Source organism: Sphingobium chungbukense, from assembly GCF_001005725.1.
GTDB classification, from domain to species: Bacteria; Pseudomonadota; Alphaproteobacteria; order Sphingomonadales; family Sphingomonadaceae; genus Sphingobium; species Sphingobium chungbukense.
The window spans coordinates 22,291-45,000 of record NZ_LBIC01000005.1 but is presented as its reverse complement, the minus strand read 5'-3'; the positions used below and the strand labels follow the sequence as shown (position 1 = coordinate 45,000).

General features: G+C 66.2%; 17 protein-coding genes. 11 read left to right on the top strand and 6 right to left on the bottom strand.

Annotation, left to right across the window (positions count from 1 at the left end):
* Positions 1–167 precede the first annotated feature (167 nt).
* The 3 genes from YP76_RS11330 to YP76_RS28250 all read left to right on the top strand — a co-directional run bounded on the left by YP76_RS11330 (position 168) and on the right by YP76_RS28250 (position 3,289).
* On the top strand, positions 168–632 hold the full coding sequence (locus tag YP76_RS11330) for an aminoacyl-tRNA deacylase (protein ID WP_046764071.1): 465 nt from the start codon (positions 168–170) through the stop codon (positions 630–632).
* Between the two features lie 148 nt (positions 633–780).
* The gene (gene katG / locus YP76_RS11325; RefSeq protein WP_046763734.1) at positions 781–3,000 is read left to right on the top strand and encodes a catalase/peroxidase HPI; all 2,220 of its coding nucleotides are present in this window, start codon (positions 781–783) and stop codon (positions 2,998–3,000) included.
* A 130-nt stretch (positions 3,001–3,130) separates the two neighbouring features.
* Positions 3,131–3,289 (top strand): hypothetical protein, encoded by a 159-nt coding sequence (locus YP76_RS28250; protein ID WP_198147468.1) that lies wholly within the window; start codon positions 3,131–3,133, stop codon positions 3,287–3,289.
* A gap of 14 nt (positions 3,290–3,303) precedes the next feature.
* On the opposite strand, the gene YP76_RS11320 is transcribed toward YP76_RS28250, so the two are convergent.
* Genes YP76_RS11320 through YP76_RS11305 form a run of 4 tightly spaced genes read right to left on the bottom strand, consistent with a single transcriptional unit; the run spans position 3,304 to position 6,609 of the window.
* Positions 3,304–4,143 (bottom strand): DUF2182 domain-containing protein, encoded by an 840-nt coding sequence (locus tag YP76_RS11320; RefSeq protein ID WP_046763733.1) that lies wholly within the window; start codon positions 4,141–4,143, stop codon positions 3,304–3,306.
* Positions 4,143–4,778, bottom strand: a complete 636-nt coding sequence (locus YP76_RS11315) for a DUF1326 domain-containing protein (RefSeq protein ID WP_046763732.1) — start codon at positions 4,776–4,778, stop codon at positions 4,143–4,145. The genes YP76_RS11320 and YP76_RS11315 overlap by 1 nt, the downstream gene beginning before the upstream one ends.
* A gap of 44 nt (positions 4,779–4,822) precedes the next feature.
* Positions 4,823–5,971: a sterol desaturase family protein gene (locus tag YP76_RS11310; protein ID WP_046763731.1), complete on the bottom strand. Its 1,149-nt coding sequence runs from the start codon at positions 5,969–5,971 to the stop codon at positions 4,823–4,825.
* Between the two features lie 26 nt (positions 5,972–5,997).
* Positions 5,998–6,609, bottom strand: a complete 612-nt coding sequence (locus tag YP76_RS11305; RefSeq protein WP_046763730.1) for a TetR/AcrR family transcriptional regulator — start codon at positions 6,607–6,609, stop codon at positions 5,998–6,000.
* 109 nt (positions 6,610–6,718) lie between these two features.
* Between YP76_RS11305 and YP76_RS11300 the strand changes: the two genes are divergently transcribed.
* Positions 6,719–9,673, top strand: a complete 2,955-nt coding sequence (locus YP76_RS11300) for a DUF2339 domain-containing protein (RefSeq protein WP_046763729.1) — start codon at positions 6,719–6,721, stop codon at positions 9,671–9,673.
* A gap of 24 nt (positions 9,674–9,697) precedes the next feature.
* Positions 9,698–13,093, top strand: coding sequence for an acyl-[ACP]--phospholipid O-acyltransferase (locus YP76_RS11295; protein ID WP_046763728.1), 3,396 nt, complete (start codon positions 9,698–9,700; stop codon positions 13,091–13,093).
* Positions 13,094–13,129: 36 nt separating this feature from the next.
* Here the strand turns inward: YP76_RS11295 and hutC are convergent, their stop codons facing one another.
* Both hutC and YP76_RS11285 read right to left on the bottom strand, forming a co-directional pair.
* Positions 13,130–13,852, bottom strand: coding sequence for a histidine utilization repressor (gene hutC / locus YP76_RS11290; protein WP_046763727.1), 723 nt, complete (start codon positions 13,850–13,852; stop codon positions 13,130–13,132).
* Positions 13,849–15,180, bottom strand: coding sequence for a formimidoylglutamate deiminase (locus YP76_RS11285; protein ID WP_046763726.1), 1,332 nt, complete (start codon positions 15,178–15,180; stop codon positions 13,849–13,851). The genes hutC and YP76_RS11285 overlap by 4 nt, the downstream gene beginning before the upstream one ends.
* 79 nt (positions 15,181–15,259) lie before the next feature.
* Here YP76_RS11285 and hutI point away from each other — a divergent pair, with 79 nt between their 5' ends.
* From hutI to YP76_RS11255, 6 genes are all read left to right on the top strand, one after another.
* Positions 15,260–16,447: an imidazolonepropionase gene (gene hutI / locus YP76_RS11280; RefSeq protein ID WP_046763725.1), complete on the top strand. Its 1,188-nt coding sequence runs from the start codon at positions 15,260–15,262 to the stop codon at positions 16,445–16,447.
* On the top strand, positions 16,444–17,976 hold the full coding sequence (gene hutH / locus YP76_RS11275) for a histidine ammonia-lyase (RefSeq protein ID WP_046763724.1): 1,533 nt from the start codon (positions 16,444–16,446) through the stop codon (positions 17,974–17,976). Before hutI ends, hutH begins: the two co-directional genes overlap by 4 nt.
* Positions 17,973–18,791, top strand: coding sequence for an N-formylglutamate deformylase (hutG, locus tag YP76_RS11270; protein WP_046763723.1), 819 nt, complete (start codon positions 17,973–17,975; stop codon positions 18,789–18,791). Before hutH ends, hutG begins: the two co-directional genes overlap by 4 nt.
* A gap of 92 nt (positions 18,792–18,883) precedes the next feature.
* On the top strand, positions 18,884–20,551 hold the full coding sequence (hutU, locus tag YP76_RS11265) for a urocanate hydratase (protein WP_046763722.1): 1,668 nt from the start codon (positions 18,884–18,886) through the stop codon (positions 20,549–20,551).
* 106 nt (positions 20,552–20,657) lie between these two features.
* The gene (gene phhA, locus YP76_RS11260; RefSeq protein ID WP_046763721.1) at positions 20,658–21,521 is read left to right on the top strand and encodes a phenylalanine 4-monooxygenase; all 864 of its coding nucleotides are present in this window, start codon (positions 20,658–20,660) and stop codon (positions 21,519–21,521) included.
* On the top strand, positions 21,515–22,699 hold the full coding sequence (locus YP76_RS11255) for an amino acid aminotransferase (protein ID WP_052757382.1): 1,185 nt from the start codon (positions 21,515–21,517) through the stop codon (positions 22,697–22,699). Before phhA ends, YP76_RS11255 begins: the two co-directional genes overlap by 7 nt.
* Positions 22,700–22,710: the final 11 nt, after the last annotated feature.

Here is a 22,710-nt window from a genome sequence, read left to right as displayed (position 1 = left end):
AATGCCCCCTTCCGCATTGGTTATCGGGTTGGAATCTGCTATCCCTTGATCATTGGATGGCATTGGCCAGATCCGCCCGCCCGCCCGCGTGTCGGCCCCTTGACCGGCACCCCGCCAGACGTCCGGCCGCCCATGCCCCCAAAAGCGGCGTGTGGATGGAGGATGTCATGGCGATTTCCGGAAAATTGCGCAGCTATATGGACCGCTGCGGCACGAGATTTGACGAGTTGATGCACGAACCCGCGGCCGAAATGGCGCGGGTGGCGCAGGCCGCCCACATTCCGGGCAAGCGGGTGGCCAAGGCGGTGCTGGTGCAGGCGGGCGACCAATATATGCTGGCCGTGCTGCCTGCCTCCAAGCATGTAAGCTTCAATTTCCTTCAGCAATGGCTTGCGCGCGACGTATCGCTGGCCGAGGAGCACACCACCGCCGCACTCTTCCCCGATTGCGAGCTGGGCGCTATTCCTCCGGTCGGCGCGGCCTATGGCCTCAAGACCATCCTCGACGACGATATGCTGAGCGACGGGGATGTCTGGTTCGAAGGGGGCGACCACAACACGCTCATTCACATGGATGCCGACAATTGGCGGCGCCTGCAAAAAGGGGCGGGGCACTTCGCCTTTGCGATCTGACGAAAGGGCATGAAGCGGTCCGCGCGAGCAGGCCGTTTCATGCAATAAATTCCACACTGTTATCGGAAAAATAACATGGCCCGGAGTGTTCACGCCCTGGCGGGCATCGTCTATCATCGTCGTAGGAGAAGCCGAAAGGAAATAGGCAATGGACGCAAAGACTAGTGATCCCCTGGGCTGTCCGATGAAGGAGCCGGCCGCGTTGCGATCCCTGCTGGGGCGGACCAATCGCGATTGGTGGCCCAATCAGCTCTCGCTCGACATCCTCCAGCAAAATGGCCTGTCCGGCAATCCGCTGGGCGACGATTTCGATTATGCCGCCGCGTTCAAGTCGATTGACTATGACGCGCTGAAGCAGGACCTGACGGCGCTCATGACCGACAGCCAGCCGTGGTGGCCGGCGGATTACGGGCATTATGGCCCCTTCTTCATCCGCATGGCCTGGCATTCGGCAGGCACCTATCGCACGGGCGATGGCCGCGGCGGCGCCTCTTCCGGTTCGCAGCGCTTCGCCCCGCTCAACAGTTGGCCGGACAATGCCAATCTGGACAAGGCACGGCGCTTGCTGTGGCCGATCAAGCAGAAATATGGCCAGAAGCTGAGCTGGGCTGACCTGATGATCCTGGCGGGCAATGTCGCCATCGAATCCATGGGCGGACCGGTCTTCGGCTTCGGCGGCGGCCGCGCCGACGTGTTCGAGCCGGAAAAGGACGTCTATTGGGGCACCGAGGAATTCTGGGTCGGCCAGGAAGGCAATGAGACCCGCATCCAGCCCGAAAAGAACATGGTGCTGGAAAGCCCGCTGGCCGCGATCCAGATGGGCCTGATCTACGTCAATCCCGAAGGGCCGGGCGGCAATCCCGACCCGCTGCAATCGGCGCGCGACATTCGCGAAACCTTCCTGCGCATGGGCATGAACGATGAGGAGACCGTTGCGCTGACCGCCGGCGGCCACACCTTCGGCAAGGCGCATGGCGCCGGCGACGCGTCGAAGGTCGGCAAGGAGCCCGAGGGCGCTGACATCGCGCAACAAGGGCTGGGCTGGCAAAGCGGTTATGAAAGCGGCGTGGGCGATCATACCATCACCAGCGGCATCGAGGGCGCGTGGACGCCAACGCCCCGGACATGGGACCACAGCTTCTTCCACATGCTGCTCGATTATGAATATGAGCTGGTGAAAAGTCCTGCCGGCGCCAAGCAATGGCAGCCGGTGAACCAGAAGCCCGAGGATATGGCGCCGGGCGCACACAGCCCGGACCGGCGCGTGCCGACGATGATGACCACCGCGGACATGGCGTTCAAGATGGACCCGGAATATCGCAAGATATCCGAGCGGTTCCGGGCCGATCCGGCGGCGTTCGAGGACGCCTTCGCCCGCGCATGGTTCAAGCTGTGCCATCGCGACATGGGGCCCAAGGCGCGCTATCTCGGCCCCGAAGTCCCGGCCGAAGACCTGATCTGGCAGGACCCGATTCCGGCTGTCGATCATGCTCTGGTCGATGCGGCGGACGTCGCCTCGCTCAAGCAGAAGATAGGGGCGTCGGGCCTCAGCGTGGCGGAGCTGGTGACGACGGCCTGGGCGTCGGCCTCGACCTATCGCGGGTCGGACCATCGCGGCGGCGCCAATGGCGGGCGCATCCGCCTCGCCCCGCAAAAGGACTGGGACGTGAACCAGCCGGAGCAGCTTTCCCGCGTCCTGTCGGCGCTGGAACGGATCAAGGCCGAGTTCGACGGCGCGGGCGCGAAGAAGATCTCGCTGGCCGACCTGATCGTACTGGCCGGATCGGCGGCGATCGAAAAGGCAGCGCAGGACCGCGGGCATGCCATAGAGGTGCCCTTCATCCCCGGCCGCACCGACGCCTCGCAGGAGCAGACGGACATCCAGAATTTCGAATGGCTGGAACCGAAGGTCGACGGTTTCCGCAACTATCTGCCCGTGCCGTTCAGCGTGCCGGTCGAGGAACTGCTGATCGACCGCGCCCAGTTGCTTAACCTGAGCGCGCCGGAAATGACGGTTCTGGTCGGCGGCCTGCGTGTGCTGGGCGCCAATCATGGCGGATCGCGGCATGGCGTGTTCACCGACAAGCCGGGCACGCTCAGCAACGATTTCTTCGTCAACCTGCTCGACATGGGCACGGCATGGAAGGAAGTCGAAGGACAGAAGGACCTGTTCACCGCCACCGACCGCAAGACCAATGAACAGAAATGGACCGGCACGCGCGTCGATCTGATATTCGGATCGAATTCGCAGCTTCGCGCTTTGGCGGAGGTCTATGCCGCCGCCGACGCGGGCGACAAGTTCGTGCACGACTTCGTCGCCGCCTGGACGAAGGTGATGAACGCCGACCGCTTCGACCTCGCGGCCTGAAGCTGCGCGGTGATGAAGGAGGCCGCTCTTTCTGGGAGCGGCCTCCGTCTTTTCGGCATAATCTTTCCGGTGAATTGAGGCGTGGCTCCATTCATGCGACAATGCGATCGTCGCTCTGCGGAGACTCGCCATGCACGATTATCTGAAGGATGCAGCGGATGCAGCGTCCCTTTCGGACGATGAGCTTCGCGCAATCAACCGCGATATGCGCGATCCGGCCAATCCGACCGACTTCGAACAGGCCGTGCTGGATGAAATGGAACGGCGGCATTTGCAGCCGGCACGGTGATTTTTCCGCGGCCGCTATCCGATCCCGCCGCGGGCCACGAGAAGCACCCCCAGCAGCATGCATGCCAGGCCTGCCGTCAGCGCAACCAGCCGTCCCCATGGCAACAGCTTTTCCAGCGCCACCAGCACCGTCAGCAGTGCGATCCACGCAAGGTTCATGATACCGCCCACGAACAGCAGCGCCATGAGCATCCAGCAGCAACCCACGCACCAGGCGCCGTGAATCATTCCCATGCGCAGCGCACCCATCCGGCCCGTCCGATAATGGCGGCTGAGAAATAGCGCGGGGTTGCGGCACTGGCGCAGGCAGGCGTCCTTCCAGGGACTGAGCTGATAGAGGCCCGCCGCCACCAGCAATCCGGCCGACAGCCAGCGGCTGGACGAGGCCATCGCCATCGGGGCGAACATGGCGGCTGCGCTCAGGCGCCATTGCGCCATCGTCACGAGCAGGGAGAACAGCCCCCAGGCCAGCAGATAACCCGCCAGGAAGCTCTCGGTCGCCGGACGCCGGGCCGGATCGCGATGTGCGACGACGCGAGCGTAGAGAAGGATCATCGGCGCGGCGGACGGCAGCATCATCGCCACCATCATCACCCACCACATGACCAGCGTCAGCGCGAACCGGCCTGCCGACCAGGGGACATCGGCCGACATGGTCATCGCCATCATCGGGTTCGGCATCGGGTCGGGCATCGAATCTTGCGGCGCTAGGCCGGAGGGCATGATCGATGCGGTCGGCGCCATGTCCATGCCCGCGCCCAGCAACAACCAACCCCAGGCCAGCAGGATCAGCGTGGCGAGCGCCACGATGGACAGGATGCGATGCCGGGCAAGCATCGCCTCCACCTCAGACATTACCCGCCCTTGACGACGCCATGGCTGTCGAGATGGAGATAGGCGAACTGGCCGTAGCTCGACCGATGGGCGAGCTGCATCGGGTCGATCGACCGGCTGGCGCCCGATCCGACCTCCGCCACTTCATATTCGAAACCGTCGGGCAAGCGGATTTGGGCGCGGATTTCGGCACCATTCACGGGGCTGCGGATCGGTTCGCCGTCCATTTCCAGATGACCGGCTATACGCAACCTGCCTTTGCGGCCTTCGATGTCGACCTCGAAATCCACCGGCACGAACAGCGGTTCGTGCATGGTGGTGATGGTGGAGGCGAAGACCGCGAACACCGTGGCAAAGGGATCGGTATCGCCCCCGGTCATGATGGTCAGCAGGGCGTTACGCTGCGCTTGGGTGGCCCGTTCGTCGACGAAGGCCACGCATTCGCCCTGTCCTTCATGGATCGGCCCCGGCCAGCGGAAGACGCCCGCTATGTTGAGGCCCGACAGGTCGGTGTCGCCATGATGGCCTTCATCGATGGCGATGCCGACGGCGGCCTGGCAATGCCCCTTGTCCGGCAAACCGCCGAACTGGCAGTTGCAGCCATATTCGCAATTGCAGTTGGCAAATTCCCGGCCCTTGAGTTTCCAGTAGACCATGGCGCGAGTCCCCCTTGCATGGGTGTGACGCGATCATAGCAGATTCAAAGGGCAGCGTCCTGCTTTCGACGGAAGGGATAGAGGAATTGCGCGCGATAGCCCTGGGGCACCTGTTCGGGCACGCCATAGCCGCCGGGCCACTGGCCGTCGGGCAGGTGATGAGTCCCGAACAGGCGGTCCAGAAAGGGGAAGTGGATCGCGAAATTCTTGTCGACCGCGACATCCTCTATCGCATGATGCCAATGGTGGAAGCGCGGGGTCGCGACGATGGCGCCCAGGCGGTTGAAATCGCCGCGCAGATTGGCGTGAAGCAGTGAGGAATAGATATAGACGAAGCCGATATAGGCCTGCATCACCAGGGGCGAGAAACCGAAGGTGAGCAGCGGCAGCGACGTCACGCCGCGCAGCGCGATGATCTCGAAGAAATGCATGCGCGCGCCCGCCAGCCAGTCCATCGCCTTTGCCGAATGATGTACCGCGTGGAACCCCCAGAGGAACGGTACGCGGTGGAAGGCGCGGTGGAACCAATATTGGACAAGATCGGTCAGCAGCACCACTTCCAGGAACTGGAGCGGCCAGGGCTGGCTGGCGACTAGGGCGCGGATGCCCGCGAGGCTGGTGGTGACCGCGTTGATATAGCCCGACGGCGCCAGCGCGAGGAAGGTGATGAACTGTACCATCATCGAACTGATGAGGTAATAGAAGAGATCCTCGCGCCATTCCTGGCGGAACAGGCGCTGCTGCGCCCTATGGGGGAAGAGGCGCTCGATCGGCGCGAACATGAGGCCGGTGGCGACCATGTTGACGGCGAAGAAATCGACGCCGAAGAACACGCCCCAATCATGGGTTTCGCTGGGCTGGACCTCCGCCCCGCCCAGCAGCGTGGCGAGCAAGGCGATGATGAGCGCGGTGACGCCGATCGCCTTGCGCGGGCGAAGCAACAAACTCAGGAGCGCCAGCCCATAGCCGCCGATCAGCAGTGCGTGGACCAGCGGACGCAGGCCGCCCCATTGGTGCAACGCCGCCAGCTCGGGCGTCGCGAACCAGTCCGGCCAGCGCAACGCCATCACCAGGCAGAGCCCGGTGACGCTCAACAGCAGCGCGAAAAAGCCGGAGAACCATCCACTGCCCAGACGCCGCACCGCAAGCGGCGATTGCAGGTCGCGTTCCAGGCTTTCGAACCAGCTTGCCATGATGTTTTCCCCTGTAAGCGCCCTTATTACAGCTTTGCCCCCGCAGCCCTCAAGCTTTCCTTGACGCGGGCCGTGGCCATTTCGAGCGGGTCGGTTTCCCCCAGCAGGGCGAAGCTGCCGTTGAGCGCGAAGGTGCAATGGCCGTGAACCGTCGCCACCAGCGAGCGGGCAAGGCGCGGAGCGATGTCCCTCGTTTCGCAGGGCAGGACGGCGGCGACCTCGCGCACGACGATTTCGGTCAGGCCCGCGCGCTGCCCGGCATAATCCTGCGGCATGGGAATGCCGGGCGGCAGGCGGTGGTCGTAGATCGCCATCCAGATATGGGTGTTTTCCTGGGCAAAACTGAAATAGCCCTCCACCAGCGCGGCGATACGGTCTTGGGGGCGATCTTGCGGATTGCCGGCAAGACCCTCCTCCAGCCAGGCCGCCCAGAGACGGAAGGTGCGGGTGTTGATGGCGATGATCAGCCGGTCGTAGCTGCCGAATATGTTATAGAGCGTGCCCACCGAATAACCGATCCGCTTGGCCACTTCGCGCGAGGAGAATTTGGCGAAGCCGGCTTCCGCCATGTGGCGGTGCCCTTCAGCGATGATCAATGCCTCCAGTTCTTCGCGGCTATGGTCGGAGCGTCTTCCCATGGGAGAAGCGATAGGACGCGAATTGAACGCTGTCTAATTATTTTATTGAACAGTGTATAATTTTGCGGTAGGCGATGGATCGTTCCGCAGGGATTCAGGGGTGCGACTCATGTTCATGGCGCTTGTTCTGCTGGTTTTCGGGGTGCTGCTGTTCGATATGCGCGGACGGTTGAAGGCCGCCGAGCAGCGATTGGCGGTGCTGGAGGGCGGCGCGGCGCTTGCCCGTGCTGCCCTTGCACCGCAGCCGTTCGATGGCGAGGTTCGACCATCTCGGCCTACCCCCTGGGACGAGGGGCGAAAGGATGATGGCAGCGATGCTGCGGAGGCGCGCGCATTGCGGTCCGCGGCGATCGTGGAGCGACGGGCCGTCGGCCTCGAACCCCCTCCCCCCGCGGCGCCGATCGACGAGCCCATGGCCGAACCGGCGGAACGGATCGAAGCGCCCCGTCACCCCTCTTTCAGCTTCGAAGATCTGTTCGGCCGCCGCCTGCCGATCTGGGCGGGTGGCGCGACACTGGCGGTCGCGGGCGTGCTGCTGGTCAAATATTCGATCGATGCGGGGCTGCTGTCGCCGCTGGTGCGGATCGTGATGGGCCTGTTGTTCGGCGGTGCCCTGATCGGCGGCGCGGAACTGGCGCTGCGCCAGGAAGAACGAGTACGCGATCCGCGCGTGCGGCAGGCGCTTTCCGGAGCAGGACTGGCGACGCTCTATGTCAGCATCCTGGCGGCGCATACGCTATACGGCCTGATCGGACCGGGTATCGCGTTTGTCGGGCTGGCGGGCGTGACCGGGCTCGCCATGGCGCTGTCACTGCGCTTCGGAGCGCCGAGCGCGCTGCTGGGGCTGGTCGGCGGTTTGGCCGCGCCCGCGCTGGTCGAGGCGGGGCAACCCAATGTGCCGCTGCTCAGTTGCTATCTGGCTCTGGCGGTAGGCGGCCTTACCGTGCTGTCGCGGACGCAGCGGTGGATGTGGCTGGGCGTGAGCGCGCTGATCGGCGGGGCCGGTTGGGGCGCGATCATGCTCGCCATGGGCGCGCTGGATTGGGCCTCGTCGCTATCAGTCGGGCTGCTGGTGCTGATGTTGGGCGTGGGCCTGCCGCTATTCGCCTTTTCGGAAACGCGGGGCACGTTGCTGCGGGTCGGCGCGGCAATCGTGGCGGCGGCGCAGATGGCGGCGCTGGTGGCGACCGGGGGCTTTGGCCTGCTGCAATGGGGATTGTTCGGATTGCTTTCGGTGGCGCTGGTCTGGCTGGGCCGGGAGGCGGCTTTGCGACCTCTGGCAGCGGTCGGCGCGGGCGTCGCCTTGTTGCTGGCGGCGGTGTGGCCCGATCCGGAAATGGGGCGCTTCACGCTCGTCCTGCTGGGAATGGTGGCGATCTATGGCGGAGCGGCGATCTGGCGGGTCTGGCGCGTGGGCGGGCTGGTCGAGGCCGGGCAGATCGCCGGACTGGCTCTCGGCGGGTTCTTCCTGGGACTGGGGCATTTCTGGCGCGCCGGACTGGACGGGGAATTTGCCCTGCTGGCGCTGGCGGCGGCGGCATTGCCGGGGGTGGCGATGGCTTTGGGATGGCGTTGCGAAGGGCGACGGAACAATGCCCGCTTCGTGACACTGGCAAGCGCCGGGGCATTGTTGCTGGTCATCGCGGGTGGTTTGGGGCTGGCCGACTGGATGTTGCCGGTCGTAGTCGCGGCGGTGACGGCGGGGCTGCTCGTCCTCGCGGAACGGGCGCAGGACCCGCGTGTCGAATGGAGCGGCTGGGCCTTTGCCTTTGCGGCGGTCGTGCTGCTCGCCGGATCGGTGGAGATGGCGCGGCTGTGGGGCCAGACGAGTACGAATCTACCAGCGCAGGGCGTTCTGCGCTGGGGTGCGGTGGCGGCGATGGCGGCGCTGTTTGCATGGCGAGCGAAATTTGCCGAAGGTCGGATGGTCGCGCAGGGCGTGGCCGTGCTGCTGGCCTATGGCGCGGCGGCGCAGGTCGTGCCCGGACTTTGGTTGGCGGTCGCGGCCGCCCTGGGACTGGCCGCTCTGGCGGAGGGTGCGCGGCGGTTGGCGGTCGGGCGGATGCTGCCGGGGCTGGCGGTGGCAGCGTTGCTCGTGCTGCTGTGGGCCTGCTGGCCGCTGGGGATGTGGCTGGGCCGCGCGCTGCTTTCGCTGACGGCAGAGCCCATGCTGGTCCGGGATTTGCCCGCGCCGGGAGCGGTATTGCAGCGGCTGGCCCTGCCAGCGCTGTTGCTGGGCCTTGCCCTGTGGCGTGCCGGTGAAACGGTCGGGCCATGGGCCCGGCGGGGTGGCTGGATCATGGCGGGCGTCATGGCCGGTGTCGCCGTGCATATCGGCTATAAGCAGCTTTTCGGCCTGACGGGGCCTGCCGACGTAACGCGCCTCGCCCTGGCGGAGCGGACGGTTTGGGAGGCTTTGCTGATCGGAGCGGGGCTCGCGTTCCAGCGGTGGGATCAACAGGGCCTTCGCCTCCCCTTCCCGCTGGCGACATGGCAGCCTCAGGGACTTGCAGCCGTCACCACGGGACTGGCGCATATGCTGGTCTATACGGTGGTGCTGCACGATCCGCTATGGTTCCCGCAACAGGTCGGAAGCCTGCCGCTGGCCAATCTGTTGCCGCCTGCCTTCGGTTTGGCCTTTGTCGCGCTCCTGGTGATGGAGCAGAGCTGGCAATGGGCAAAGCGACCCGCGGATATGCTCCGCATGGGACTGATCGCCTGGTTCGGACTGGCGATGCTGCGGCAGATATTCGTCGGGTCCTTGCTGACCGTGCCCGGGCTTGGCCAGGCGGAGGATATATTGCGGTCGGTGCTGGCGCTAGGCCTCGCGATCGGCTTCCTGCTCTGGGGCATTCGCAAACGGGCGCGGGATTGGCGGATCGCCTCGCTGCTGTTGATGCTCGCGGCAGTAGCCAAGGTGTTTCTGTTCGATGCCTCCGGCCTCACCGGCTTGCTTCGGATCGCCTCTTTCCTGGCATTGGGGTTCAGCCTGATCGGGATCGGATGGCTTTACAATCGCGTGTTGCGGGAACCGGTTAACAACTCCGCGACGATTGCTGCATAATGCGTGAAGGACGGGGGTAAGAATATGTCCGCACCTGATCTGTCTCTGCTGGGTAAACGCCGTTTCGCGCCGCTGTTCGTGGTGCAGTTCCTGGGCGCGTTCAACGACAATCTGTTGAAGTTCGCGCTGCTGTTCCTCGCCAATTTCGGTCTCTATCGGGCCGAACCGGACAAGGCGGAGATGCTGGCGACGATCGCCACGGGCCTCTTCATCCTGCCCTATTTCCTCTTTTCCGCGCTGGCGGGCCAGTTGGCCGATGCGTGGGACAAAGCAAAGCTGGTGCGGGCGGTGAAGGCGGCGGAGGTCGTCATCATGGTGCTTGCCGTCACGGGTTTCTGGCTGGCATCGGTGCCGGTGCTGCTGTCCTGCCTGTTCCTGATGGGGCTGCATTCGACGATCTTCGGGCCGGTCAAATTCTCCATCCTGCCGCAGCATCTGCGGCCGGAGGAGATCATGGGCGGGACCGGACTGATCGAGGCGGGAACTTTCCTGGCGATCCTGAGCGGGCAGTTGCTGGCGGGCGTGATCCCACCCTGGGAAGCGGGGCTGGTGGCGGTGGGGTTGGCGACGCTCGGCTTCCTCTCCAGCCTGGCCGTGCCGTCCGCGCCCACTGTGGTGCCGGGCCTCAGGATCGAGCGCAATGTGTTCAGGAGCACCTGGCATATCCTGAAAGCCGCGCGGCATGGGCGCGGGGTGTGGCTGTCGATACTGGGGATCAGTTGGTTCTTTGCCGTGGGCGCCGTGCTGCTGGCCGAGTTCGCGCCGCTGGTGAGCGGGGTATTGAAGGCGAAACAGGAGGTCGCGACGCTGTTCCTGCTGATCTTCTCGATCAGCGTGGCGCTGGGGTCGATGCTGGTGAACCGGCTGCTCGGCGGCCATGTGTCCGCGCGCTTCGTACCGGTGTCGGCGCTGGCGCTGTCGGGGTTCATGATCGACCTGTGGCTGTCGACCAGCCTCTATGCGCCAGTGCATCAAGGCGCGGGCATAGCGGAATTCATCGGCTCGCCGGGAAGCTGGCGGATCATGCTCGATCTTACCGGCATCGCCTTTGCGGGTGGGATGTTCGTGGTGCCGCTTTATGCGATCCTCCAGACCCACAGCCCGCGCGAGGAACGATCCCGCACCATCGCCGCCAACAATATCGTCAATGCGGCGGTCGCCGTCGCGGTGGTGAGCGCGGTGACGGCGATGCTGGCGCAGGGGACCGGCGTGCCGGGCGTGATCGGCGCGATGGGCTTTGCGACCCTGGCAGTGGCCTTGATCAGTTGCTGGCTGCTGCCCGAGACGGTGATCAAGGCGATCGTGCGCGGCCTGCTGAAGCTCTGCTACCGGGTGGAGGTGCATGGGAGCGAGAACATGCCCGGCGTCGGCGAACCGGCGGTCGTGGTGGTGAACCATGTGTCGTTCCTGGACGGGCTGCTGCTGGCGGCGTTCCTGCCGGGCAAGCCGACCTTCGCGGTGCACACGCGGATCGCCAGAGCCTGGTGGGTGAAGCCGTTCCTGCCGCTGTTCGACGCATTCCCGGTCGATCCGACCAATCCGCTGTCGGCCAAGGCCATGGTGAAGGCGGTGCGCGAGGGACGGACGCTGGTGATCTTTCCCGAAGGGCGGATCACTGTGACCGGCGCGCTGATGAAGGTGTTCGACGGCCCCGGCATGGTCGCGGACAAGGCCGACGCGCCGATCATTCCCGTGCGCATCGACGGCGCGCAGTTCACCCCCTTCTCCCGCCTCAAGGGCAAGGTGCGGTTGCGGCGTTTTCCCAAGATCACGCTCACTGTGCTGGAGCCGCGCCGCTTTACGATAGAGGGCGAAATGACGGCGCGGGCGCGGCGGGCGATCGCCGGGCGGCGGCTCTATGACGAAATGAGCCAGATGATGTTCGCCACGTCGGACACGGACCGGACCCTGTTCGAGGCGCTGCTCGAAGCGCGACATATCCATGGCGCGGACGCGCTGGTGGTCGAGGATGTAAAGCGCGAGCCGCTGAGTTACGGGCGGCTGGTGACGGGCGCGCTGGTGCTGGGGCGCGCACTGGGACACGCGACGCGGCAGGGCGAGGCGGTTGGCGTGCTGCTTCCCAATGTCGCGGGAGTGGCTGTGACCTTCTTCGCGCTTCACGCGGGTGGACGCGTCCCGGCGATGCTGAACTTCACGGCGGGGCTGGCCAATCTCAAGGCCGCCTGCGCGGCGGCGGAGATCAGGACCATCGTGACCGCGCGGGCGTTTGTCGATCAGGGGAAGCTTGGCGATGTCGTCGCTGGGCTGGAGACGGAGGGTATCGCTTTCCTCTGGCTCGAGGATATAGCGGCGGGCATCGGGACCCGTGCAAAGCTGCGCGGCCTGATCGCAAGCCGATGGGCCGGGCGGACCCATGGGAAGCTTAAGGTTTCGCCGGATGATGCGGCGGTCATCCTCTTCACCTCGGGGTCGGAAGGACTGCCCAAGGGGGTGGTGCTGACGCATCGCAACCTCCTCTCCAATTGCCGGCAGTTGGCGGCGCGGATCGACTTCAATTCCGCCGACGTGGTGCTGAATGCCCTGCCCGTGTTCCATAGCTTCGGGCTGACGGGCGGGACTTTGCTGCCGATCTTCCATGGGGTGCGGACGCTGCTCTATCCCAGCCCGCTCCATTACCGGATCGTGCCCGCGCTCGCCTATGACGCCAATGCGACGATCCTGTTTGGGACCGACACCTTCCTGTCAGGCTATGCGCGGATGGCGCATGGCTACGATTTCTATTCGCTGCGCTACATCTTCGCCGGGGCCGAGCGGGTGCGGGACGAAACGCGCAAACTCTATGCCGAGAAGTTCGGGCTCCGCATCCTGGAGGGCTATGGCGCGACCGAGGCGGGGCCGGTCATCGCGGTCAACACCCCGATGCATTTCAAGGCGGGTTCGGTCGGACGGCTGCTGCCGGGGATCGAGGCGCGGCTGGACGATGTACCGGGGATCAGCGAGGGCGGGCGGCTTTCCATCCGGGGGCCGAATATCATGGCGGGCTATATGAAGGCCGATGCGCCGGGCGTGTTGCAACCGCCGGAGGGGGGCTGGCACGATACCGGCGATATCGTGACCATCGACGAGCAGGGCTTCGTGACGATCCGGGGGCGGGCGAAGCGCTTTGCCAAGATCGGCGGCGAGATGATCTCCCTGCCCGCGGTGGAGGGCTATGCCTCGGCGGTCTGGCCGGACGCCGAACATGCGGTGGTGACGCGACCCGATGCGCGCAAGGGGGAACAACTGGTGCTGTTCACGACCGCAAGGGACGCGAAGGCGGCGGCATTGCAGGCTTGGGGCAAGGCCCATGGGGTGGCGGAACTGGCCCTGCCGCGCGAGATCAGGGTGCTGGATGCGCTGCCGTTGCTGGGGACAGGGAAGACGGACTATGCGTCGATGACGCAGATGGCGGCGGGTTAGGGTGACGGCGAAGGGCCGCCCTTCCATCCTCTCCCGTCACGCATGGAAATGGGCGGTCAGCGCGTAGCGGTCGCCGGGGTAGAGTTGGCGTGCATAGGTGATGCGCTCGTCGTCACGCCCCGCGCCGATCCAGGTCCAGCGTTCCAGAGCAACGCAGGCGGCGTTTTCCGGGACGTGGAGGCTTTGCGCCGTCGCCGGGTCGGCGTTGATCGCGGTGATGCGGTGTTCCGCCTCGGTCCAGGGGACATGGGCGAGCAGCCAGGAACCGGGCGGCTGCGTGGAGAAATCGACCTCCGCCGCTTCGGGGACGGCGGCGAGGTTGATGAGGCGGTGTTCCAGCGCATAGGGCAGATCATCCGCGAAATGGCGGCATTCGATGGCGAGCAGGTCGCCGGACGAGACGCGGAGCAGCGCCTTGTCCGCTTCTGTGGCCTTGCGGCGGTCGCGGCTAAGAAGGTCGAGGCGGTAGGTGAGTCCCTGGCCCTCCACTTCGGCGCGGATGTCGGGGATTTCGAGCGCGGCGCGGTGGAAGCGCGGGGCGGCGACGAAGGTGCCCGCGCGCTTGCGGCTTTCCAGCAGGCCCGATTGCACCAGCGAGCGCAGCGCCTTGTTCACTGTCATGCGCGAGCAGCCATAAGCCTCCATCCACTCATGTTCATAGGGGATGCGGTGGCCGGGGCGCCATTGGCCCGACATGATGCGGCTTTCGATGTCGCGGCGGATGCGGGCGTGGAGGGCGTCGGAGATCGGGCGGGTCAAGCGAGCAGGGCTTTCAGCAGTTTGACATAGCGCGCCTCTATGACCGGGCGGGCGTGGTGGAGGCCCGCGCTAACGCGCTTCACGCCCGCGCACCAGACCGTATCGATGGGGGCGCGGGCGAAGATCCAGCTATCGAGCAGGCTGTCGCCGCAGCGGGCGGCGATGGCGGGATGGTCGCGGCGGAGAGTGACGATGTCGGCGCGGGCACCCTTCGCAAGCGCCGCCGGGGGATGGCCGAGAGACTGGGCGCCCTGTTGCGCGGCGCGGGTGAGGCTGGCGCCGGTCGACTGATCGGGGCCTGACGCCAGAAGGTTGCGGCCCTTATGGATGAGGCGCTGGCCATATTCGAGGAGGCGCAGTTCGGCGGCGGCATTGATTTCGACGTTGGAGTCCGTGCCTATGCCGATCCGGCCGCCTTGCGCCAGAAACGCGCGGGCGGGGAAGAGGCCGTCGCCCAGATTGGCTTCGGTGATGGGGCAGAGGCCGACCGTGGCACCGCATTTCGCGATGGCGGTCAGTTCGCTGTCGGTGACGTGGGTGGCGTGGACGAGGCACCAGCGGTCGTCGACCGGCGCATGGGTCATGAGCCAGTCGACCGGGCGCTGGCCGCTCCAGGCGAGGCAGGCTTCGACTTCCGGGATTTGTTCGGCGATGTGGATGTGGATCGGGCCATGGGGGGCAAGGCCGGTGATGGAGGCCAGTTCCTCCGGCGTGACGGCGCGCAGGCTGTGGGGGGCGACGCCCAGGGTCGCGTCGAGGGGTGTCAGGGCCTCCATCAGGCGGGCGAAGCTGTCGGGGCTGTGGAGGAAACGGCGCTGGCCTGGCGTCGGGGATGCGCCGCCGAAATTCGCATGGGCATAGAAGACCGGGAGCAGGGTCAGGGCGATGCCGGTGTCGTGGGCGGCCTGGATTATGGCCTGCGCCATGGCGGCGGGATCGGCATAGGGCGCGCCGCTGGGGTCGTGGTGGAGATAGTGGAACTCCCCGACGCTGGTGAAGCCACCTTCCAGCATTTCGGCATAGGCGAGCGCGGCGATGGCGTGCAGCCCTTCGGGGTCGAGGCGGTCGACGAAGCGGTACATCGCCTCGCGCCAGGTCCAGAAGCTGTCCTTGCCCTGCCCTGCCCGTTCGGTGAGGCCCGCCATGGCGCGCTGGAAGGCGTGGCTGTGGACATTGGGCAGGCCGGCGAAGGCGGGGCCGTGGCGTTCGTCCTCGGGTTCGGGGGCGACTCCATGAACGATCCCGTCAATTGAACGGCCTTTCAGAATCAGGCGCACGCCGGAGCGCCAGCCTTCGGGGAGGAGGGCCTGTTCGAACCAGAGTGCCATTCAACTTCCCTCTCTGGACAATGGCGATGGGCTGCATTTAAGTATATACATTATTGAGTCGATGCCAGTGGGAAATAGGATGAGCCTGACCTGCGACAGAGTTTGGACCCATGCGCGGATCGCGACGATGCGGGGCGACCTGCGCGTGATCGAGCATGGCGCAGTGGGGTCGTCGGGCGGCGTCATCCGCTTTGTCGGGGAGGCCGGGGACGCGCCCGATGCGGCGGAGGTGATCGATTGCGGCGGGCGGTGGATCACGCCGGGGCTGATCGATTGCCATAGCCATCTGGTCCATGGCGGCGACCGGGCGGCCGAGTTCGAAATGCGGCTGGCCGGGGCGAGTTACGAGGAGATAGCGCGGGCTGGCGGCGGCATCCTTTCCACCATGCGGGCGACGCGGGCGGCGAGCGAGGATGAACTGGTCGCGAGCGCCCTGCCCCGGCTGGACGCGCTGATCGCGGAGGGCGTCACCACGGTCGAGGTGAAGTCGGGCTATGGGCTGGACCCGGCCCAGGAGATGAAGATGCTGCGGGCGGCGCGGCGGCTGGGGGAAGAGCGGGCGGTGTCGGTGGCAGCGACTTTTCTGGGCGCCCATGCGTTGCCGCCGGAATTTGCCGGGGATGCGGACGGCTATGTCGATATGCTGATCGAGGCCCTGCCCGAAATGGCGCCGCTGGCCGATGCGGTGGACGGCTTTTGCGAGGGGATCGGCTTTTCCCCGGCACAGATCGGGCGGCTGTTCGCGGCGGCGCGGCGGCTGGGGCTGCCGGTGAAGCTGCATGCCGAGCAATTGTCCAACCTGCATGGCGCGGAACTGGCGGCGCGGCATGGGGCGCTGTCGGCGGATCATCTGGAGCATCTGGACGAGGCGGGCGTCGCCGCCATGGCAGGCGCGGGCACGGTGGCGGTGCTGTTGCCGGGCGCCTTCTATTTCATGCGCGACAAACATGTGCCGCCGGTCGAGGCGCTGCGGCGCGCCGGGGTGCCGATGGCAGTCGCGACCGACTGCAATCCGGGGACGTCGCCGCTCACGTCGTTGCTGCTGGCGATGAACATGGCGGCGACGCTGTTCGGGCTGACGGTCGAGGAATGTCTGGCGGGCGTGACGCGGCAGGCGGCGCGGGCGCTGGGGCTGAGTGACCGGCTGGGCACGCTGGAGGTGGGCAAGAGCTGCGACCTGGCGATCTGGGACATCGAGCGGCCCGCCGAACTGGTCTATCGCATGGGGCTGAACCCGCTCCATGCGCGCGTGTGGAGAGGACAATGACGGAAGTGACGCTCGTTCCGGGCGAGGTTTCGCTGGGCCAGTGGCAGGCGATCCATGCGGGCGCCTGCATGCGGCTGGACCCGGCATGCGCGCCCCGCATCGCGGCAGGGGCGGCGGCGGTCGAGCGCATATTGGCGCGGCATGAGCCGGTCTACGGCATCAATACCGGCTTCGGGAAGCTGGCGAGCGTGAAGATCGGCGACGACGATCTGGCGACGCTGCAGCGTAATATCGTGCTGAGCCACGCGGCGGGGACCGGCGCCCCCTCCCCCGTGCCGGTGGTGCGGTTGATGATGGCGCTGAAGCTGGCCAGCCTGGCGCAGGGGGCATCGGGCATCCGGCCGCAGACCGTCGCGTTGCTGGAGGCGATGCTGGCGCGCGGGCTGACCCCGGTGGTGCCCGCGCAGGGTTCAGTGGGGGCGAGCGGCGATCTGGCGCCGTTGGCGCATATGACCGCCGCGATGATCGGGGTGGGCGAGATATTGGTGGGCGAAGAGCGCCTGCCCGCCATGGACGTCCTGGCGCGGGCCGGGCTGGAACCGGCGGTGCTGGGGCCGAAGGAAGGGCTGGCGCTGCTCAACGGCACGCAGTTTTCGACCGCGCATGCGCTGGCGGGGTTGTTCGGGGCGGATCGGCTGTTCCGCACGGCTTTGGTCACGGGGGCGCTGTCGACCGAGGCCGCCAAGGGGACCGACGCCCCCTTCGATCCGCGCATTCACAGGCTGCGGCGGCATGCCGGGCAGATCGCGGTCGGGGAAGCGCTGGCCAGCCTGATGGCGGGATCGGCCATTCGCGCCTCGCACCGGGCGGACGATCCGCGGGTGCAGGACCCCTATTGCCTGCGTTGCCAGCCGCAGGTGATGGGCGCGGCGCTGGACGTGATGCGCGCCGCCGCCGCGATGCTGGAGACGGAGGCCAATGGGGTTTCGGACAATCCGCTGATCTTCGCGGAGACGGACGAGGCTTTGTCGGGCGGCAATTTCCATGCAGAGCCGGTGGCCTTTGCCGCCGACATGATCGCCATGGCGGTCTGCGAGATCGGGTCGATCGCCGAGCGGCGGATCGCGATGTTGGTCGATCCGGCCTTGTCGGGGCTGCCGGCCTTCCTGACGCCCCGGCCGGGGTTGAATTCGGGCTTCATGATCCCGCAGGTGACGGCGGCGGCGCTGGTGAGCGAGAACAAGCAGCGGGCCTTTCCGGCCAGCGTCGATTCCATCCCGACCTCCGCCAATCAGGAGGATCATGTGTCGATGGCGGCGCATGGCGCGCGGCGATTGGCGGAGATGGTGGAGAATGCGCTGGCCGTGATCGGCATCGAGTTGCTGGCGGCGGCGCAGGGGTGCGATTTCCATGCCCCCCTGACCTCTTCCGAAGCGTTGGAGCGGGTGCGGGCGCGGCTGCGCGCGCAGGTGCCGCATCTGGAGGAGGACCGGCATTTCCATCCGGACATGGAAATCGCCAACGGGCTGGTGCGGGAAGGCGCGATCATGGAGGCGGCCGGGCTGGCCCTGCCGGGTGTTCTGTCATGAGCTGGTTGAAGATCATTCGGGGCGAGGCGCCCCTGGTGCTGGCCCTGCCGCATACGGGGACCGATCTGGCCGATGTGGCGCATGATTTCCGTTCGCCCGCGCTGGCGCGGCGGGATGCGGACTGGTGGGTGGACCGGCTCTATGGCTTTGCCCATGATCTGGGCGCGACGGTGGTGCGGACGACGATTTCGCGCAGCGTCGTCGATGTGAACCGCGATCCGTCGGGCGCTTCGCTCTATCCGGGTCAGGTGACGACGGAGCTTTGCCCGACGGCGACCTTCGACGGGGAGCCGCTCTATCCGGGCGCGGGGCCGGATGAGGCGGAGATCATCCGGCGGGTCGATCGCTGGTTCGTGCCCTATCATGCGGCGCTGGCCGGGGAAATTGCGCGGCTGCGGGTGCGACACCGGCGGGTGGTGCTGTATGACGCGCATTCGATCCGCAGCCATGTGCCCCGGCTGTTCGACGGGGAATTGCCGGTTTTCAATATCGGCACCTTCGGCGGGGTGAGCTGTTCGCCCGCGCTCTCCACGGCGGTGCAGGGGATTTGCGCGGGCACCGGGCAGAGCCATGTGCTGAACGGGCGCTTCAAGGGCGGGTGGACGACGCGCAATTATGGCGAGCCGGACAAGGGCGTCCATGCGATCCAGATGGAATTGGCGATGCGGGGCTATCTGGACGAGCCGGATGGGCCCGATGCGCTGGACGAGGCGCATTGGCCGCCGGTTTACGATGATGCGCGGGCGGCGGCGATGGTCGCGGTGCTGCGCGATGTTCTGGATTGCTGCATCCGGTTTGCCGAGAGCAGCGGGTGAAATCTTTCCGGTGCGATGGCGCCTCACCCTTCCGCCGCGCTCGCGCGGCTCCCTCCCTCTCCCGGTGGGAGAGGGAATCAGGAGGAAATCCCATGACCCGTATCGATAATAGCCGCGTCATTCGGCCTGCCACCGGCACGGAACTGAGCGCGAAAAGCTGGCTGACCGAGGCGCCGCTGCGGATGTTGATGAACAATCTGCATCCCGATGTGGCGGAACGGCCCGAGGAGTTGGTCGTCTATGGCGGGATCGGGCGGGCGGCGCGGGACTGGGAAAGCTATGACCGGATCGTCGAGACGCTGAGGCGGCTGGAGGAGGACCAGACGCTGCTGGTGCAGTCGGGAAAGCCCGTGGGGGTGTTCCGCACGCATGTCGATGCGCCGCGGGTGTTGATCGCCAATTCGAACCTGGTGCCGCATTGGGCGACCTGGGAGCATTTCAACGAACTCGATAAGCGTGGCCTCGCCATGTACGGGCAGATGACGGCGGGATCGTGGATCTATATCGGCACGCAGGGGATCGTGCAGGGGACGTACGAAACCTTCGTCGAGATGGGGCGGCAGCATCATGGCGGCGACCTTTCGGGCAAATGGCTGCTGACGGCGGGGCTGGGCGGCATGGGCGGAGCGCAGCCTCTGGCCGCCGTGATGGCGGGGGCGTCCTGTCTGGCGGTGGAGTGTCAGCCGAGCCGGATCGAGATGCGGTTGCGGACGGGCTATCTGGATGTGGCGGCTTCGTCGGTGGACGAGGCCCTGGCGGTCATCGGGAAGAGCTGTGCGGAGCGAAAGCCGGTTTCGGTCGGCCTGCTGGGCAATGCGGCGGAGGTTCTGCCGGAACTCTACCGGCGGGGGGTGCGGCCGGACCTTTTGACCGACCAGACCAGCGCGCATGATCCGGTGAACGGATACCTCCCGATCGGCTGGACCGTGGCCGAGTGGATCGAGCGGCGGGAGCGGGAGCCGGAAGCGGTCGCCAGGGCCGCGAAGGCGAGCATGGCGGTGCATGTGCGGGCGATGCTGGATTTTCAGGCGGCGGGCGTGCCGACCACCGACTATGGCAATAATATCCGGCAGATGGCGAAGGATGAGGGCGTGGAGAACGCCTTTGATTTTCCGGGCTTCGTGCCGGCCTATATTCGGCCCCTGTTTTGCCGGGGGATCGGGCCGTTCCGCTGGGCGGCTTTGTCGGGCGATCCGGAGGATATTTATCGCACCGACGCCAGGGTGAAGGAGTTGCTGCCCGATGACGCGCATCTGCATCACTGGCTCGACATGGCGCGGGAGCGGATTCGGTTTCAGGGGCTGCCGGCGCGGATCTGCTGGGTGGGGCTGGGGGACCGGCATCGGCTGGGGCTGGCCTTCAACGAGATGGTGGCGAAGGGGGAATTGAAGGCGCCGGTGGTGATCGGGCGCGATCATCTGGATTCAGGGTCGGTCGCTTCGCCCAATCGGGAGACGGAGGCGATGATGGATGGGTCGGATGCGGTGTCCGACTGGCCGTTGCTCAATGCGCTGTTGAATACCGCTTCGGGGGCGACATGGGTGTCGCTGCATCATGGCGGGGGGGTGGGCATGGGCTATTCCCAGCATAGCGGCATGGTGATCGTCGCGGACGGGACGGAGGCGGCGGCGCGGCGGCTGGAACGGGTGCTGTGGAACGATCCGGCGACCGGGGTGATGCGGCATGCGGATGCGGGCTATGACATTGCGCGGGATTGCGCGCGGGCGAAGGGGCTGGATCTGCCCGGTATATTGGGATGAGATGGTTTCATATTTACGAGTGATGTGATCATTCTGTTTCATCGATGGGCGGGATCGGCGCGAAATTGAAACCCGATTTCCGCCGGGGCGTGCGATAAGGCTTCGCATGGCACAGGCTGAACTGACACTTCCCGAGGGCGCGGCTGCGGACTGGACGGTTCCGCAGGACTGGGCGTCCTATACGACGGGCGAGCATGCGATGTGGGACCGGCTGTTCGAGCGGCAGGCGGCGATGCTGCCGGGGCGGGTCGTGCCGGAATTCATGGAAGGGCTGGATATCCTGCGGATGACCAAGCCCGGCATTCCCGACTTTGCCGAGCTGTCCGAGCGGCTGATGCGGGCGACCGGATGGCAGGTGGTGGCGGTGCCGGGGCTGGTGCCGGATCGCGTGTTTTTCGAGCATCTCGCCAATCGGCGCTTTGTCGCCGGGCGCTTCATCCGCAAGCCTGAGCAGATCGATTATTTGCAGGAGCCGGACGTCTTTCACGATGTGTTCGGCCATGTGCCGCTGCTGACCCATCCGGCCTTTGCCGACTATATGCAGGCCTATGGCGAGGGCGGGATGCGCGCCGACCATATGGGGGCGATCGATCATCTGGCGCGGCTTTACTGGTATACGGTCGAGTTCGGGCTGATGCGGCGGGAGGGCCGGATGCAGCTTTACGGGGCGGGGATCGTTTCATCCTATGGGGAGTCGGTCTTCGCGCTGGACGATGCGTCGCCCAATCGGATCGGGTTCGACCTCAAGCGGCTGATGCGGACGCAATATCGCATCGACGACTATCAGCAGAGCTATTTCGTCATCGACAGTTTCGAGGATCTTTTGCGCAAGACGTCCGATGTGGATTTCGGTCCGATCTATCATGAGCTGGAAGGGAGCACCGATCTGGCGCCCGATGCGGTGGCGCCGGAGGACCGGGTCTATCATCGCGGCACCCAGGCTTATGCACGGGCGAAAATGGCATGCTGACGCGGGAACTGGTCAGGGAGCGTGGATTTTTCGATGGGTTGGCGGTGCAGCCGGCCGATGCGTTGCTGGGGCTGATCGGCCTGTACCGGGCCGATACGCGGCCGGGGAAGATCGACCTGGGCGTTGGGGTGTTCCGCGACGATTTCGGCCATACGCCGGTGATGCGGGCGGTGAAGGCGGCCGAAGCGATGCTGCTGCGCGATCAGGAGACGAAATCCTATCTGGGGGCGGAGGGCGATGTCCGCTTTGCCGAACTGCTGGCGGAGGTGGCCTTCGGGGCCGGACCGGATCGGCTGGCAGGCGTGCAGACGCCCGGCGGGACCGGGGCGCTGCGGTTGGGCGCGGAGCTGATCACGCGCAGCCGGCCGGGCGCGACGGTTTGGATCGGAACGCCGACCTGGCCCAATCATGCGCCGATCTTTCGCGATGCGGGGCTGGCCATCCAGACGCATCGCTTCTTCGACGTGGCGAGCGCGGCGGTCGATTTCGACGGGATGATCGAGGATCTGGGCGAGGCGCGGGCGGGCGACGTGCTGTTGCTGCATGGATGCTGCCATAATCCGACCGGGGCGGGCTTTACGGGCGCGCAGTGGTTGGAGATCGGGCGGCTGTGCGCGGCGCGGGGCCTGTTGCCGTTCATCGACCTTGCCTATCAGGGGCTGGGCGATGGACTGGAGGCCGACGCGGCGGCGATGCGCGGGCTGATGGACGCGCTGCCCGAGGCGGTGATCGCCTATAGCTGCGACAAGAATTTCGGGCTGTACCGGGAGCGCGTGGGCGCGCTGTGGGTGCAGTCTGAGGCAAGCGAGCTGGTGCGCGGCAATCTGCTGGCGCTGGCGCGGTCGCTCTGGTCGATGCCGCCCGATCATGGCGCGGCGGTGGTGCGGCTGGTGCTGGAGTATGCAGCGCTGCGGGCCGACTGGACGGCGGAGCTGGACGCGATGCGGGCGCGGATCAACGGGCTGCGCGCGGCACTGGCGGCAAGTCACGCGCGGCTGGCGGCGATCGGCGGGCAGCGGGGCATGTTCGCGCTGTTGCCGCTGGGGCCCGAGGCGGTGGAGGCGCTGCGCCGCGAGCATGGCATCTATATGGCGGGCAATGGCCGCATCAATATTGCCGGGCTGACGCTGGACACGATTCCGGCCTTTGTCGCGGGTGTTGCGCCTTATCTATCATAATCGAGAGGATC